Raw genomic sequence first — 14901 nt, 5'->3', positions numbered from 1 at the left:
CTGCCCATGGAAAATCTTTTGATAAAAGTGAAATCATTCGATCCTGTAATGTCTTGAAAAATAAAATCTGCCGTTCGGGATAAACAAATCCTAACTTAACTTCAAGTCGATTGGGTTTTCAGCGTATAATACGCCCGATTATTTATTCGCTTTATTTGCGATGTATTGGTTTTTCAATTGAGGAGTCCTGCGTGGCCCAATATATTTATACGATGAACCGAGTGTCGAAAATGGTTCCGCCGAAGCGCGAAATCTTAAAAGACATCTCTTTATCATTTTTCCCGGGCGCAAAAATTGGTGTGCTTGGTTTGAACGGTGCAGGTAAGTCAACCTTACTCCGTATTATGGCTGGCGTAGATAAAGATTTCTCAGGTGAAGCACGTGCACAACCAGGAATCAAAATCGGCTACTTAGAACAAGAACCGCCACTTGATCCAAGCAAAGACGTTCGTGGTAACGTTGAAGATGGCGTACGTGAAGCACTGGATGCTTTGGCGCGTCTTGACCAGGTTTTTGCTGAATATGCTGAACCAGATGCAGATTTCGATGCACTTGCGAAAGAGCAGGAAAAATTGGAATCGATCATCCATGCATGGGATGCCCACAACCTGAACAATCAGCTTGAAATTGCTGCGGATGCATTGAACATGCCCGCTTGGGACGCTGATGTATCCTTGCTTTCAGGTGGTGAACGTCGCCGTGTTGCACTGTGCCGTTTATTGTTGTCTAAGCCAGACATGTTACTTCTTGACGAACCGACCAACCATTTAGATGCTGAATCCGTGTCTTGGTTAGAGCGTTTCTTGAAAGACTTCCCTGGTACGATCGTGGCGATTACGCATGACCGTTATTTCTTGGATAACGTGGCTGAGTGGATTCTTGAACTTGACCGTGGACATGGTATTCCTTACCAAGGTAACTATTCTTCTTGGTTGGAACAGAAAAATGCCCGTTTAGAGCAGGAACAGAAACAAGAAGAATCTTTTGCTAAAGCATTGAAAAAAGAACTTGAATGGGTTCGTTCAAATGCCAAAGGTCAGCAAAAGAAAAACAAAGCGCGTATGGAACGTTTTGAAGAGCTTAACTCTAAAGAATTCCAACAACGTAATGAAACATCTGAAATCTACATTCCACCTGGCCCACGTTTGGGTAACAAAGTTGTGGAAGTGGAAGGGATCAGTAAATCATTCGATGGTCGCTTACTTTATGAAAACCTGACTTTCACTGTCCCTCCTACAGCGATTGTGGGTATCGTTGGTCCAAATGGTGCGGGTAAAACCACTTTATTCCGTATGATGACTGGCGAACAGCAACCGGATACGGGGACTGTGACTTTAGGTGAGTCAGTTAAAGTAGCTTACGTCGGTCAGATTCGTGACACCTTGGATAACAACAAAACGGTTTGGGAAGAAGTTTCTGGCGGTTTAGATATCCTGAAAATTGGTGATTATGAAATCGCATCACGTGCTTATATCGGTCGCTTTAACTTTAAAGGTCAAGATCAGCAAAAACGTGTAGGTGAATTGTCTGGTGGTGAACGTAACCGTTTACAACTGGCAAAGATCTTGCAGATGGGCGCAAACGTGATCTTGCTGGATGAGCCATCGAACGACTTGGATATCGAAACCTTACGTGCGCTTGAGGATGCAATTCTGGTCTTCCCAGGCACTGTGATGGTGGTATCGCATGACCGTTGGTTCCTTGACCGTATTGCAACGCATATCTTGTCATTTGAGAACGAACAGCCAGAATTCTACACAGGTAACTATGCAGAATATGAGGCTTACCGCCAATCTCGTTTAGGTGATGATGCCGCTCAAAAACGGACCAAGTACAAAAAAATCACAGGCTAAGACCTGAAACAAAAAACCAGCTTTTAAGCTGGTTTTTTTTTAGCTTATGAAAAAGCCAGTTCACTAAATGCAGTATAAAGGTAATCTTTTGCCTGAGGGTGGCCTTGGTTCATTGCTCTTTCTAGCCAATATTGGGCTTTTTTATAGTCCTTATCTAAACCGAGTTCACCGTGTAAGTAACTTTCACCTAATTTAAATGCGGCATTCGAATTACCTCTTAGTGCGGCACGTAAAAAGTACCACATTGCATTTCGATCATTAGAGGAAATGGTATAGTGATCTTCTTTATAGTGATCACTGATTGCTAAACTTTCGAAGAATTGTGCTTTATTAATTTCTCGCTCTGATTCAGGAACAGCATCATTCTCCTTAAAGCTAAGGAAACATGAGCGCAATTGTTGTTTTACGATATTTAGATTCATGGCAGTCTCCTTTAGTTCAAGCTTTTTCATTATTGTGATTTGAATATAAATCTTTTTTATTAGTTTGTGTTAATTTATTTATGTATATAATGAGATTAAAATGTAAACACGGTCACGTTTATTCAAGCCGTTATATTAAAAAAGAATGAACAGGGAGTATGATCCACTTTTTCTTCATATAGAAGGTCTTTATTGATTTAAATTAATGAGACTTTTTAGTTATAATAAATAAATCTTATGATTGTATTTTAAAGAATGAGCTGATAATGCTAACCATTCAAAAGTGAGCGTTAGCATTAACCTCCAGCTATTTATTAAAATCGCCACGCAGATCTGACCAGATTAATAGCGGCGTAATGGTTACAACATCAAAAACCATGGCTAAAGGATATAACACCGTACGAGTTGCTCGTTTCACTGGATGTTTGGTGGTAATGGTTGTTTCTTGCTGTAGCCGAACAGGATATGGTACTGCTAATTTTTGCTGAATTTTTTGGTTATCCAAGCGCTGATACAACTGGCCTTTGAAAAAAACATTAATATAAGGATAAGGAGCGGTTTGCTGATTTTGAATCAAGTCAAAATTTTGTCTAAAGCCTAAAGACTTTAATAAATCCTTTTGCTTCTGATTGAGATCAACCATGCGGGTATTATATTGAATTTGTAAGACGCCACGAAAATGATTTGGATCTTCCATCGTGAGAAGCAAAGGAGATGCGCCGCTGAAAGATCGCTGTTGCGCTGGAATTGCATGCAGAAGCTTAAGTAGCTCAGCACTCCCATCCGTCATTAAATAATTAAAATCCTGACCAATAAACACCAGTCCTTGGCTTTGCTGGTTTTGAATGGCTTGCCCCAGTGCAATAATCTGGTCGGTTTTTATAGTATCGGTTTGAATGCGGCTGGTCTCATTGGGAAGTGCTGTTGAAAGAAGGGTGGTGGCACATCCGCTGAGGCTGAGCCCTATAGCCAACAGCAAAATAGGAAAGATTTTAGACATAAAATACCTGTCAAAGAAAAATTATAGTGATCAAAGTCGACGAAAAAACTTTTTAAATCAGTGAGAAATTGACTAAAAATTGTTTTGTAATTTTATTACATCGCGATAGCCTGCTATAGTGCCTTTGTGCAATTTACTGTAAGGGTGTGCTGTTGCAACGCTCAACTGTTTTCGTGACCGTCTTGCTGAGTCTGTTCATGTTCCAAAGTTTCTGGAATGTGGCGGCAGCGTTTTGCGCGCATGAAACCTCAAGTGAGTACAGCAGCCTAAACCATTTCGGGCATCATGTACCAGAGAAAAAGCAAGTCGTGGTAGATCAGGATGTCTCTGACTTACCGATGCCGCTCAGTCTGCAAGATCATCATGATCATTTACCTTCCTGCTTCCATGTGGTGGTGGCTGAAGTTCAACAGCAACTGAATGAACCCATGTTGCGGATGCATAAAGCAGAACAAAAATATTACTGGTCTAATTCATATCAGTCCCCACATTTAATCGGATTAAATCCGCCCCCTGTATTGACCCCGCTATAGGTGGGGTAGCCGAAAAATAGCCCACCGTAATCTTATTATTTTGCGGGGCTTTATATGTCTTTTCGTTTAAATCAGCGTATCCATGCGATTGAGCAGCATACGCAGAAAAATCGTATTCAATTGTCATTGCAGTGGTCAGTCATCGCGATTGCCTTAAGCACTGCCGTTTTGAGTCCATCCATTGCAGCAGAGACGTTGCTTGATGCCAATCAACCACCAAGCAAGGTGGTACAACGTAACCTGAGCTTTGAGCAAGTGTTGCAAGATGTTAAACAACATCAGGCAAGCATGGGGGTATGGCAAACCCAGCAGGGGATTGCCGAGGCCAATGTCAAACAAGCCGCTTTATGGGCAAACCCAAGTGTCTCTATCCAGCAAACGGATTTCAGGTCTGGTAAGGATAAAGAGCTTGAATTTGGTGTGTCGCAAAAACTGGATGTTTTTGGCCAACGCCGTGCTGCGGTCAAACTCGCCGATGTGCAAGCGACCCAAGTGGGGCTTAATCAGGCGCTTTACGACGCGCAGCTAGAGCTCGCTGTCAAATATCTTTGGTCACAAGTGGTGATTTTAGAGCTTGAGCATGATGTGGTACAGGCACAGTTAAAAACCAGTCAGGCGACTTTAGATGCGACACGTTTAAGACTGAAAGCAGGCAGTATCGCACAGGTCGATTTAGACCGTACGTTAATGGCACATATTGAGAATCAGCGTTTATTTCAGCAAACCGAACTGGCTTTAGCCACAGCAAAGCGTCAGTTGGCAAATTTGTGGGGCAGTACCGACAATCGCTACTCCGCTGAAATGGCCAATGCTTGGCCGCAGCAACAAGATTTGCAAAGCTATTTGCAGGACAATTTATTTGAGCGTGCAATTCAGCTCGATATTGTGCGACAAAAAGCCAATATTGATTATTTAAAAGCATCCAACCGCCCGAATCCAACGATCAATCTGGGCATGGTGCAAAGTAAAAGTGCAGATACAAACTCCACGGATAACAAGTTCAGAGTGGGTGTCGAGATTCCTTTGAATATTTTTAACCGTCAGCAATATTCTCTGCGGATTGCCAACGCCAAACAAGATTTGCTGGTCAAACAGCAGCAGTTTTACAAACAGCAAAACTTAAATGCCATTCAGACACTTACCGCTGAATTGATGGGTTTGAAACAACAGTTTGATTTGGTCAACCAACGGCAAATTCCACTGTCTGAAAGCGTACAAGAAAAAATGTTGCTGGGTTTTAAAGTGGGTAAATATGCCATTACCGATGTGCAGCAAGCCACCATGCAATTGCAAGACCAGCGTTTAAATAAAGTGCAATTGCTGAAAAGTGCATGGCAAAAACAAATTGAAGCTGAGAGTTTAGCACTGGGCATTGAGCCAAGTGTTGTGAGTTCAACAGATGCTTTAAACCAGATTAATCAAACCCTTTGGAAAGATACCAATAACCTTCCCACTGTAGTAGGAGCAGAATAATGTCGACAAATAAATCTAAAAAGCAGTGGTTTTGGGTCATTCTGGTTGTCGTGGTTGGCTTAGTCCTCAGTGCATTACTATTTTTTACTGGCAAGAACAAAGCTGGTGGTGATGCCGCTAGTGCGGGCGATAGTCATGCAGAGGGTGAGGAAGGGCATGCAGAAGGTGAGGCAGGCAATGGCAAGACAAGTGAGGAAGGCAGTTTAAATCTAAGCCCTAAACAGATGACTGAATATGGCGTTAAACTGGCTCAGGTGGGTGTTGGCGAGGTGGGTCAGCAATTTGCCTATCCTGCGAAATTGGTAACCAATACCGATCAACAAGCGCATGTTTCAGCAACCTTTGCTGGACGTGTAGAAAGCGTCAATGCCGTACTGGGTCAACAGGTCAAGAAAGGGCAGGTGTTAGCTACCTTATTCATTCCGGATTTAGTCGATCAACAAGCCAATTTAAGTATTGCGCAGCAAGCGTTAACGCTTGCCCAACAAGACTATCAGCGTGAAAAACAACTCTGGGAACAAGGTGTTTCGGCACGTCAGGATTATCAACGTGCCTACAATGCCTATCGTCAGGCGCAGATTCAGGTACAGGCTGCACGAAGCCGTCTATCTGCCTTGGGTGCATCCAGTGGCAGTCAGGGGCGCTATGTCTTGACCGCACCGTTAAGTGGGGTGGTGAGCCTGAAAGATATTGTGGTTGGTGAGCAAATTACTGCAGATAAGCAGCTCTTTGTGATTGATCAGCTGGATCAACTCTGGATTGAATTTATTTTACCGAGCGTGAATAACATCAATGTCCAACCCGATCAGCAGATCGAGTTTAAATCACTGCAAACCAATAATAGCTTTAAAGCACAAATTCAGACCTTAACCACAGCAGCAGATACGCAAACGGGTCGTTTGCAGGTACGTGCCAAAGTGTTAACGCCTGCCAAAGAATTACGACCAAACTTAATGGTGAATGTGCTGCTAGATGGCACCGATAAAAAACCTGTGTTGCGGGTTGCCAAAGCCGCGATTCAGCAGATCGATGGCAAAGCCACGGTTTTTGTGGCCAAGCAAGAAAAAGACCAAATGCATTTCACGCCAACACCTGTTCAGCTCGGCAGTTATTCAAGTGATGGGCAATGGGTGGAAATTCAATCTGGCCTGACTGAAAAGCAACAATATGTTAGTCAAGGCAGTTTCCTTTTGAAATCTGAGATCGAGAAAGGAGAGGCCGAGCATGGACACTAAGGATAATTTGGGGCTTCCGCCTGCGGAAGGCCTATTTGATCGGATTATTCAGTTTTCAATCCGCAATGCGATCTGGGTCATGCTGTTTGTGGTGGCATGGATCGGGGTTGGGATTTATAGCTATCAGAAGCTTTCGATTGATGCCGTCCCTGACATTACCAATGTTCAGGTACAAATTAATAGTCAGGCTGGTGGCTTTACTGCGCCTGAAGTTGAGCAACGGATTACCTATCCGATTGAAAATGCCATGTCTGGTATTCCAAATCTGGAACAGACCCGCTCAATCTCACGCTATGGCTTATCGCAAGTCACGGTGATTTTTAAAGATGGGACCGATATTTATTGGGCGCGTCAGCTGATTAATCAGCGTTTGCAGGAAGCCAAGAGTGCTTTGCCAGATGATATTGACCCGCAAATGTCACCGATTTCAACTGGTCTGGGGGAGATTTATCAATGGGTAGTCAAAGCGGAACCGAATGCGAAAAAGGCAGATGGGACGCCGTATCAAGCCATGGATTTGCGTGAAATTCAGGACTGGATTATTCGTCCTCAATTACAGCGAGTGCCAGGTGTTGCAGAAATTAATACCATCGGGGGATATAACAAGACCTATGTGGTTTCTCCTGATTTAAAACGTTTGCAACAACTGCAAATTCCGTTATCTGATTTGCAAACGGTGCTGACCGAAAATAATGAAAACCGCGGTGCGGGTTTTATTGAAGAAAATGGTCAACAGCTCACCGTGCGTATTCCAGGTATGCTGAAAACCGTACAAGATATTGAAAACGTGACGGTTAGTACCAAAAATGGTTTGCCGATCCGTGTTGCTGATGTCGCAACCGTTTCGATTGGCCATGATTTGAGAACTGGTGGTGCGACCTATAACGGTGAAGAAACGGTACTCGGTATCGCGATGATGATGATGGGCGAGAACAGTAAATCGATCGCCCAGGCACTCGACAGCAAAGTGCAGGAAATCAAACGCTCATTGCCTGAAGGGGTAGTGATTGAAACTGTTTACAACCGTAGTAATTTAGTGGATAAGGCCATTAAAACGGTAGCCAAAAACCTGATTGAAGGTGCAATCCTAGTGATTGTGATTCTGTTTGTGTTCTTGGGGAACTTCCGTGCCGCATTAATTACCGCCTGTATTATTCCTTTGTCGATGTTGTTTACCCTGACGGGGATGGCGGAACAGAAAATCAGTGCCAACCTGATGAGTCTCGGGGCACTGGATTTTGGGATTATCGTTGATGGTGCAGTGGTGATTGTCGAAAACTGTATTCGACGGCTAGCCGAAGCACAACATCATAAGGGGCGATTGCTGACCCGTTCTGAACGTTTCACCGAAGTTTTCTTGGCAGCGAAACAAGCGCGACGTCCACTGATTTTTGGACAAATCATTATTATGGTGGTGTATTTACCGATCTTTGCGTTGGCTGGTGTGGAAGCAAAAATGTTCCATCCTATGGCAATGACGGTGGTGTTGGCCTTGATCGGTGCCATTATTTTATCAGTGACCTTTGTCCCTGCGGCAGTGGCTTTATTTGTTACTGGTGAAGTGAAAGAGAAAGAAAGTCGCTGGATGGCGGCATTAAAGCGCAATTATGAGGCCTTATTGGATAAAGCCTATGCTTTCCGTTATGTCGTGATAGCAGGAGCAATCACGATTTTAGTCTTAACTGCTGCAATCGGCTCGCGCGTCGGCAGCGAGTTTGCACCACAACTGAGTGAGGGTGACTTTGCCTTGCAGTTGATGCGTGCGCCGAGTACCGGGATTGAAGAGTCACTCAAAATTCAGGAAAGTGTTGAGAAGCAATTACTCGCAGAATTCCCTGAAATTAAAGCAATCTTTGCACGTACGGGTACAGCCGAAGTGGCAACGGATGTGATGCCACCGAATATTTCCGATGCCGTGGTGTTATTAAAACCGCGTGATCAATGGCCAGATAAGTCGGAAACCATTGATGATCTTCGAACTCGAATGTTGGCTTATGTGGAGAAAATCCCGGGTAATAACAGTGAGTTTTCACAACCGATTGAACTACGTTTTAATGAATTAATTTCGGGTGTGCGTAGTGATATTGGGGTGAAGGTGTTTGGTGATGATATGCAGGTCTTGAATCAAGAGGCTGAAAAAGTTGCTCAAACTCTGAGAACCATCACGGGTTCGAGCGAAGTTAAAGTCGAGCAGACGGACGGTTTACCGTTGCTGAATGTGGATATTGACCATGCACTGGCGGCGCAATATGGCTTGTCGGTGAAATCGATCCAAGATTTGGTTGCCGCAAGTATTGGTGGTCAAAGTGTCGGGCAAATTTTACAGGGCGACCGCCGTTTCGATTTTGTCGTACGTTTAGATGATGTGATGCGTACGCCACAACAATTGGCCATGTTACCGATCCAACTGCCGAATGGCGGATTAATCAAATTGCAAGACGTTGCAAAAGTGGAAAACATTTTAGGCTTGGCTCAGGTCAGTCGTGAGAATGGGAAACGCCGTGTCGTGGTGACCACCAACGTTCGAGATCGCGATTTAGGCTCGTTTGTGGGTGAGATGCAACAGAAGTTATCACAGCAAAAATTACCAAGCGGTTATTGGCTGGGTTATGGTGGGCAATTTGAAAATCTTGCCTCGGCTAAAGCCAGAATGCAGATTGTGGTGCCATTGGCCTTGTTGATGATCTTTATTCTGTTGATGGCTGTGTTTAACAATTTTAAAGAAAGTTTGTTGGTCTTTAGTGGTGTACCGTTTGCGCTGTCGGGTGGATTGGTGGCGCTGTGGCTACGTGATATCCCATTGTCCATGTCCGCAGGGGTGGGGTTTATTGCCCTTTCGGGTGTCGCAGTATTAAATGGTTTGGTGATGCTCAGCTTTATTAAAGAGCTGCGGGCACAATATGATGTTCATTATGCTACCTGGCATGGCGCGATATTGCGTTTACGTCCCGTTCTGATGACTGCTTTTGTTGCATCGCTTGGTTTTATTCCGATGGCGATCGCTACAGGTACGGGTGCAGAAGTACAGCGTCCACTGGCAACCGTGGTGATTGGTGGAATTATTTCATCCACCTTGCTGACCTTACTGATCCTGCCCGTGGTATATCGTTGGATGAATGAAGCGAAACAGAGCAAACGTCAGGAAAGTGCAATTTAATCCGTTTATGCTATCTTCTTAATGAAGCACTTGATTAAGAAGAATCTGAACCAGCCAAAGCGATTTTCGCTTTGGCTGCCTGTAAGACTGCAACAGGTCTTGCTTTGATAATGATAAAAGGAGTCCTACATGAGTGGACATCAAGGGCATGACCATAGTCATGCAGCAGTCACAGAAGGTAATATCAAAAAACTCACCATTGCGCTGATACTGACTTCAACCTTCTTGGTGGTTGAAGTGGTCGCAGGTTTAATAACGCAAAGTTTAGCCTTACTGTCCGATGCAGCGCATATGTTTACCGATGCCGCTGCGTTGGCGATTGCGTTGGTGGCGATTAAAATTGCCAAACGTCCAGCAGATAACAAGCGCACGTTTGGCTATCAGCGTTTTGAGATTCTGGCGGCATTGTTTAATGCGTCGATGTTGTTCTTTGTGGCCATGTATATCCTGTACGAAGCGTATCAGCGCTTTACGCAACCGCCTGAAATTCAAAGTGTTGGTATGTTGATTGTGGCGAGCTTGGGTCTGATTATTAATCTCATTTCCATGAAGCTGTTAATGTCCAGCGCGGCAGAAAGCCTGAATATGAAAGGTGCCTATCTGGAAGTGTTGAGTGATGCACTGGGTTCAGTCGCAGTTATCGTGGGTGCGGTCATTATCTATTACACCAACTGGTACTGGGTTGATACCATTCTTGCGGTCGCGATTGGTTTCTGGGTCTTACCGAGAACATGGATTCTGCTCAAGCAGAGTATCAATATTTTATTGGAAGGCGTGCCTGAAGAAGTGGATATTGAAAAGCTTAGAAATGATCTACTGTCGTTGGAGGGGGTGGAAAGTATCCATCAGTTGAAGGTTTGGGCGATTACCTCAAAGAATATTCATTTGACTGTTCATCTGTTTGCACCAAATGCCGATCGTAATCAGTTACATCGTGCTGCAACCGAAATGTTATCGCATGAGCATGGCATTGCTGAGGTGACTTTACAGATTGAAGATGATGCAGAAATCAACTGTCAGCATACCCATCAACATGCTGAAAAAGCTGAACAAGATCTTTCACATCAGCATTAAGCTGATGTGAATCTCTATCTAAATATTTATTAGTTCTGCCATTCATGATTGCAGTCACGGCATTTCCAATATTTCTGTGCCTGCATAAATGCTTGCATTGAAATTTTAAAATCAGGTAGATCACGCCAGAACAGAACGCCTGCAATGACACAGATTGCAAAGACGACAACCGTCGCAATTTGCAGGCCTTGTCCCGCACCATTGCCAAAAATCCACATGCCAACGCTGATCAGCACCAAGAGCAACAAAATAAAAATTGCTGGAACTAAAAGCACCAAACTTTTAGGTACATTCGGACGGGGGCTGTTCATCCCTTGACTGACAGGCATGATTTTTGCGCTTTGACATTTGGGGCAACGATATTGCATAGAGAATTCCTATTCGGTTTTGTTCATTTTAACGAAAATTATGTGAAAGCAAAAATCCTGAGCCTTTCAAATACATAAATTTACTTATTTTTATTGTTTATCGTACTCCAGCGTCAAGCATCGTATTGGCTTTACAAGCGCTGCGACAGCTCGTCTAAAGCCATTCGCAAAAGCAGGGGCAGTCTGCTAAGTTGCAACTTGAGCAGGCTGAAGAATGCGAAAGGAAGCGCATGTTACCCACCAAGATTCTCAAATTGCGTTTAGCGCGTATTCAGAAGGGAAAAGAACATCTGTCAGCTCAAGAGAAGCTCATGCTGGTGACGATGCAAAGTCCTGACCTCAGTGCGCATTTTCTGTTACGTTTATTTAAAGTGGTTTTACCCAAACAATGGCAATTCAGGCATGAGAATGCGGAAGACATGCTCTATGCTGACCAATTGATTCAGCTGATTGAAGATGAGTTAATGAGTGCTTATGAGTCGCATGCGCGTAAATATGCATGGTATGAGCAGTGTTTGGTCTATAGACTGAATTTCATTGTGAAACAGCCGAATCAGCAACACATCAATGGCTATCTGCGTCAGTTGGATCGCTGTCTGGATCAACAACCGAAAATTGATCTCTTGCATTATTTCCAACAACATTATCCGAGTGCACAACATGCGATTGCACTGGCCAAAGCTTATGCCGGGGCGACGCAATACACGCAAGCGATTGAATACTATGAATGGGCAGCACAACAATCGCAACAACGCAATGAAAGCGCTTTTTATGCTTATATTGATTGTTTATTAAGTCGCAATCAGCCTGAATATCAGCCACAGCTGAGTGATGTTGAATATGCCCTTCATTTGTTGTTGCACCATCTGAAACCAATTGATCAGAAAAATCAGAACCAGCGATTACAACGTGTAGTCAGCTTATTATTACCCGAGTCCATTCTGCAAACACGGACATCAAATCCCCCTCTGCTGGCGGATTTGGGACGTGGTCTGAATTCACTGGGAAAATCCTTAAATAGCATTTTGGGTGTTAAGCAAGTGCATCTTCCTTTTAGTCAGGAGGTGATTGCAACTGCACCACAGCTTTTAACCGGGCAGAGTGTGTTCACGAGCTTGCATCAGCAAAATACGATGCAAGCCGCATGGCAGCATCTGCTGGCGCAAGGTATGAGCAGTACAGGGCAAGCCGATCTACCGCTGACTTGTTTATGGCAAGCCATCCAACAGAATGCAGAGATTTTGTGCTTATTACAGCACCCTGTTCAATATGCGGTATTGCTTGATCAACTGAGCCAGGCTGATTCGGAACCAAAGCGAGATTTTGATTTAGGTCATATTCAGATCATCTTGGAACAAGGTTTGATGAGCTATTTAGGTGATATTCGTTTGAATAAACGGCATCCTGAACGGAATGCACTTTATATGCAACGAGATGTGGTTGTTCAAGATATGATTGCTTTTGCATTCTGGTTTAATCAGGAGGTTTTAAGTCCTCATCTGCAACAACAGACTCAACAGCTTCGCCAGGTTCAAGGGTTGTTGAGACAATTGGATGCATCAGCTTTAATCAGCCATTTATTTGCATTGCAGTTTGAAATGCATAAACGTGTGCACGATCTCGCTGACTGGATGATGCTAAAACTGGTTAAAGGTAGTCAGTTTGAGCAAATGCAAGCCGCATGGGTGGCTTTACGTGAATTATCGAATTTCGGTGTTGGGCAAGAGCAAGTACGGCAGTTGGGATCGATTTTAGAACAGTATAAAGTGCTGCGTTTAGAGCAAATTCAGATGCTTGGCTCCGACGATAGACAAGCATCTATTCAGGTTGATGAACCATAGAATTTTATCTAAAACTGCTGTTGGTCTGATGTGGCAAATAATTTGAAGCGATGCAACAAAAATACGCAAATCACAGCGCAGAGCATGCTAATCTACAGAAAAATATCTAATAAGTTCAGAAAGCAGATTGATGCTCATAAGAAATGAGTCTGTAAGAAAGGGAAGAGGGAGAGCATCTTGAATCGACAAGATGATAAAAAGGCGATGTTCGATATAATGCCGGCTGATGCGGAAGTTTCTGCCGAGAAACCATCATTATCACGTCGACTGATTAATAAAACATTGCAGCATGCACAGGATGCGGTGGAATTTGCCAGTGATACGTCGCGCAATATTGCGGGTGTGGCAGATGCAGCACTCGATGCCCTGGATCATGTCACACATCATACCAAGCGTGGTGTCGAAGGAGTGCGCAATACCGTACGAGATATGGTATCGGAGACCAGTGAAGCAGCACGTCAGGTGGCTTTGGCCATGGCAAGAGCCTCTTTGGGCAAAAGTAGTCTGACCTTGTATCTACCCGAAATGTTGCTCAATAATCAAATTCGCAAGCGAATGGATCGTAGCGAAATTGATGACATTAAAATTGAATGTGGGAATGACCGTTTCCATATTGAATTGGATGGGCATTATCGCCGTTTTCTATATCGTCTTTCACTTGAATTTAATGTCTTGGAATGTCGTATCGGACAAGAAAAGTATTTACGTTTACGTCAGGTTGATGAGCATCTGGATTTACAAATCCGTCATGGCGGAACCCTGACCAATTGGGCAGCACGTCGTGTTGGCAATGTCAGTTTTGAATTAATTAACTCCTTACCAATTCCGTTTTTGATTAATCATCTGATCCGTGATGTGCCCGGCATTCAAAAAGAAGGGCATCGCTTATGGTATATCGATCTGGAAGAAGCAGGCTTTATTGATTTCATTAATAACCGCTCATGGATGGTGGATAAGTTATTAAACCTGACTGATTTTAGTATTTTACCGGGCTTAAATATCTTGCAAGAAAGCCGTGAGCTGGTCCAGCAACTGGTGGATCAATTCGAGATCCGTGGGCTGCGTGTACAGTCTGGACGATTAGAAGTTCAGGTCGGGATTGGAACTGAATAGGCAATAAAAAAGCCACTGTCAATGCAGTGGCTTTTTCAGAATTTGGCGTCCCTACGGGGATTCGAACCCCGGTTACCGCCGTGAAAGGGCGATGTCCTAGGCCTCTAGACGATATGTCACCAAACTGTCAAGAAGGTGAGGAGACAGTTTGTTCAAAATATAGCAAAACAGTTCAGCGGTCTTCTGCGTATCGTACAAAGCAGAGTGTGCTTCCTTACCATCAAACTCGATTCCGGCCTGAATACAGGCACGTGCCAACACGGTTTGCCCAAACATGACTGCACTTAAGGTCACCGTATCAAACACCGAAAAGCTGTGAAAAGGATTCTGGTTTTTGGTTCCAGAACGTGCAATTGCAGCTTGCAGGAAACCTAAGTCAAAGTGCGCGTTATGACCGACCAATACCGCGTGGGTACAGTGTTGGGCTTTGCGTACTTCATTCAATGATTTGAAAATGCGACGTAAAGCACTTCGTTCATCCTCAGCCATTGCAACACGCATTGGGTTAAATGGGTCAATCCCAATAAAATCGAGTGAACGACGATCAAGATTTGCACCTTCAAATGGATTGATATGTGCTTGAAATGATGGACCTGGGACAAACTGTCCTTGTTCATCATAGACAATCGGGATACAGGCAATTTCAAGTAGGGCGTCGGTTTGCGAATTAAAACCTGCAGTTTCTACATCGACGACAACAGGTAAAAATCCACGAAAACGCTGTCCGATCACAGGCGCTTTATTTTCTTCTTGGGTCACACTTTTCTCCATTGCAGTGTTTTACCTGCATGAAGTGGGATAATTTTCTGATCTTCTAGGTAATCAAAAGATT

13 protein-coding genes and 1 tRNA gene are annotated in these 14901 nt (G+C 43.9%); 8 read left to right on the top strand and 6 right to left on the bottom strand.

What is annotated here, in order from left to right:
• The first annotated feature begins 191 nt into the window (after positions 1-191).
• The gene (ettA, locus tag Aba26S_RS12530; protein ID WP_043972389.1) at positions 192-1853 is read left to right on the top strand and encodes an energy-dependent translational throttle protein EttA; all 1662 of its coding nucleotides are present in this window, start codon (positions 192-194) and stop codon (positions 1851-1853) included.
• Between the two features lie 44 nt (positions 1854-1897).
• On the opposite strand, the gene Aba26S_RS12525 is transcribed toward ettA, so the two are convergent.
• Positions 1898-2275, bottom strand: a complete 378-nt coding sequence (locus Aba26S_RS12525) for a tetratricopeptide repeat protein (protein WP_005238327.1) — start codon at positions 2273-2275, stop codon at positions 1898-1900.
• A gap of 307 nt (positions 2276-2582) precedes the next feature.
• The gene (locus tag Aba26S_RS12520) at positions 2583-3275 is read right to left on the bottom strand and encodes a hypothetical protein (protein WP_043972386.1); all 693 of its coding nucleotides are present in this window, start codon (positions 3273-3275) and stop codon (positions 2583-2585) included.
• Between the two features lie 152 nt (positions 3276-3427).
• Here Aba26S_RS12520 and Aba26S_RS12515 point away from each other — a divergent pair, with 152 nt between their 5' ends.
• From Aba26S_RS12515 to Aba26S_RS12495, 5 genes are all read left to right on the top strand, one after another.
• Positions 3428-3808: a cation efflux protein, CzcI-like gene (locus Aba26S_RS12515; RefSeq protein ID WP_202948693.1), complete on the top strand. Its 381-nt coding sequence runs from the start codon at positions 3428-3430 to the stop codon at positions 3806-3808.
• A gap of 54 nt (positions 3809-3862) precedes the next feature.
• Positions 3863-5281, top strand: a complete 1419-nt coding sequence (locus Aba26S_RS12510) for a TolC family protein (protein ID WP_005238334.1) — start codon at positions 3863-3865, stop codon at positions 5279-5281.
• Positions 5281-6516, top strand: a complete 1236-nt coding sequence (locus Aba26S_RS12505) for an efflux RND transporter periplasmic adaptor subunit (RefSeq protein WP_043972383.1) — start codon at positions 5281-5283, stop codon at positions 6514-6516. The genes Aba26S_RS12510 and Aba26S_RS12505 overlap by 1 nt, the downstream gene beginning before the upstream one ends.
• On the top strand, positions 6506-9673 hold the full coding sequence (locus Aba26S_RS12500) for an efflux RND transporter permease subunit (protein WP_043972381.1): 3168 nt from the start codon (positions 6506-6508) through the stop codon (positions 9671-9673). The genes Aba26S_RS12505 and Aba26S_RS12500 overlap by 11 nt, the downstream gene beginning before the upstream one ends.
• 129 nt (positions 9674-9802) lie before the next feature.
• Positions 9803-10747 (top strand): cation diffusion facilitator family transporter, encoded by a 945-nt coding sequence (locus Aba26S_RS12495; protein WP_043972379.1) that lies wholly within the window; start codon positions 9803-9805, stop codon positions 10745-10747.
• A gap of 29 nt (positions 10748-10776) precedes the next feature.
• Here the strand turns inward: Aba26S_RS12495 and Aba26S_RS12490 are convergent, their stop codons facing one another.
• On the bottom strand, positions 10777-11115 hold the full coding sequence (locus tag Aba26S_RS12490; protein ID WP_005238340.1) for a hypothetical protein: 339 nt from the start codon (positions 11113-11115) through the stop codon (positions 10777-10779).
• 230 nt (positions 11116-11345) lie between these two features.
• Here Aba26S_RS12490 and Aba26S_RS12485 point away from each other — a divergent pair, with 230 nt between their 5' ends.
• Positions 11346-12956: a hypothetical protein gene (locus Aba26S_RS12485; protein ID WP_043972377.1), complete on the top strand. Its 1611-nt coding sequence runs from the start codon at positions 11346-11348 to the stop codon at positions 12954-12956.
• Between the two features lie 177 nt (positions 12957-13133).
• The gene (locus tag Aba26S_RS12480) at positions 13134-14069 is read left to right on the top strand and encodes a hypothetical protein (protein WP_004657391.1); all 936 of its coding nucleotides are present in this window, start codon (positions 13134-13136) and stop codon (positions 14067-14069) included.
• A 43-nt stretch (positions 14070-14112) separates the two neighbouring features.
• On the opposite strand, the gene Aba26S_RS12475 is transcribed toward Aba26S_RS12480, so the two are convergent.
• The 3 genes from Aba26S_RS12475 to Aba26S_RS21425 form a co-directional block, all read right to left on the bottom strand.
• A tRNA-Glu gene (locus Aba26S_RS12475) sits at positions 14113-14182 on the bottom strand.
• Entirely contained in the window at positions 14166-14840 is a 675-nt protein-coding gene (rnt, locus tag Aba26S_RS12470) for a ribonuclease T (protein ID WP_052500224.1), read from the bottom strand. The genes Aba26S_RS12475 and rnt overlap by 17 nt, the downstream gene beginning before the upstream one ends.
• Positions 14825-14901 (bottom strand): hypothetical protein (locus Aba26S_RS21425; RefSeq protein WP_252322553.1); only part of this gene is annotated, 77 nt, incomplete at its 5' end. The genes rnt and Aba26S_RS21425, both read right to left, overlap by 16 nt.

The organism is Acinetobacter sp. NBRC 110496, from assembly GCF_000876115.1.
Taxonomy (GTDB): domain Bacteria; phylum Pseudomonadota; class Gammaproteobacteria; order Pseudomonadales; family Moraxellaceae; genus Acinetobacter.
The sequence above is the reverse complement of the archived record's forward strand: the minus strand, read 5'-3'. Positions and strand labels throughout refer to the sequence as shown.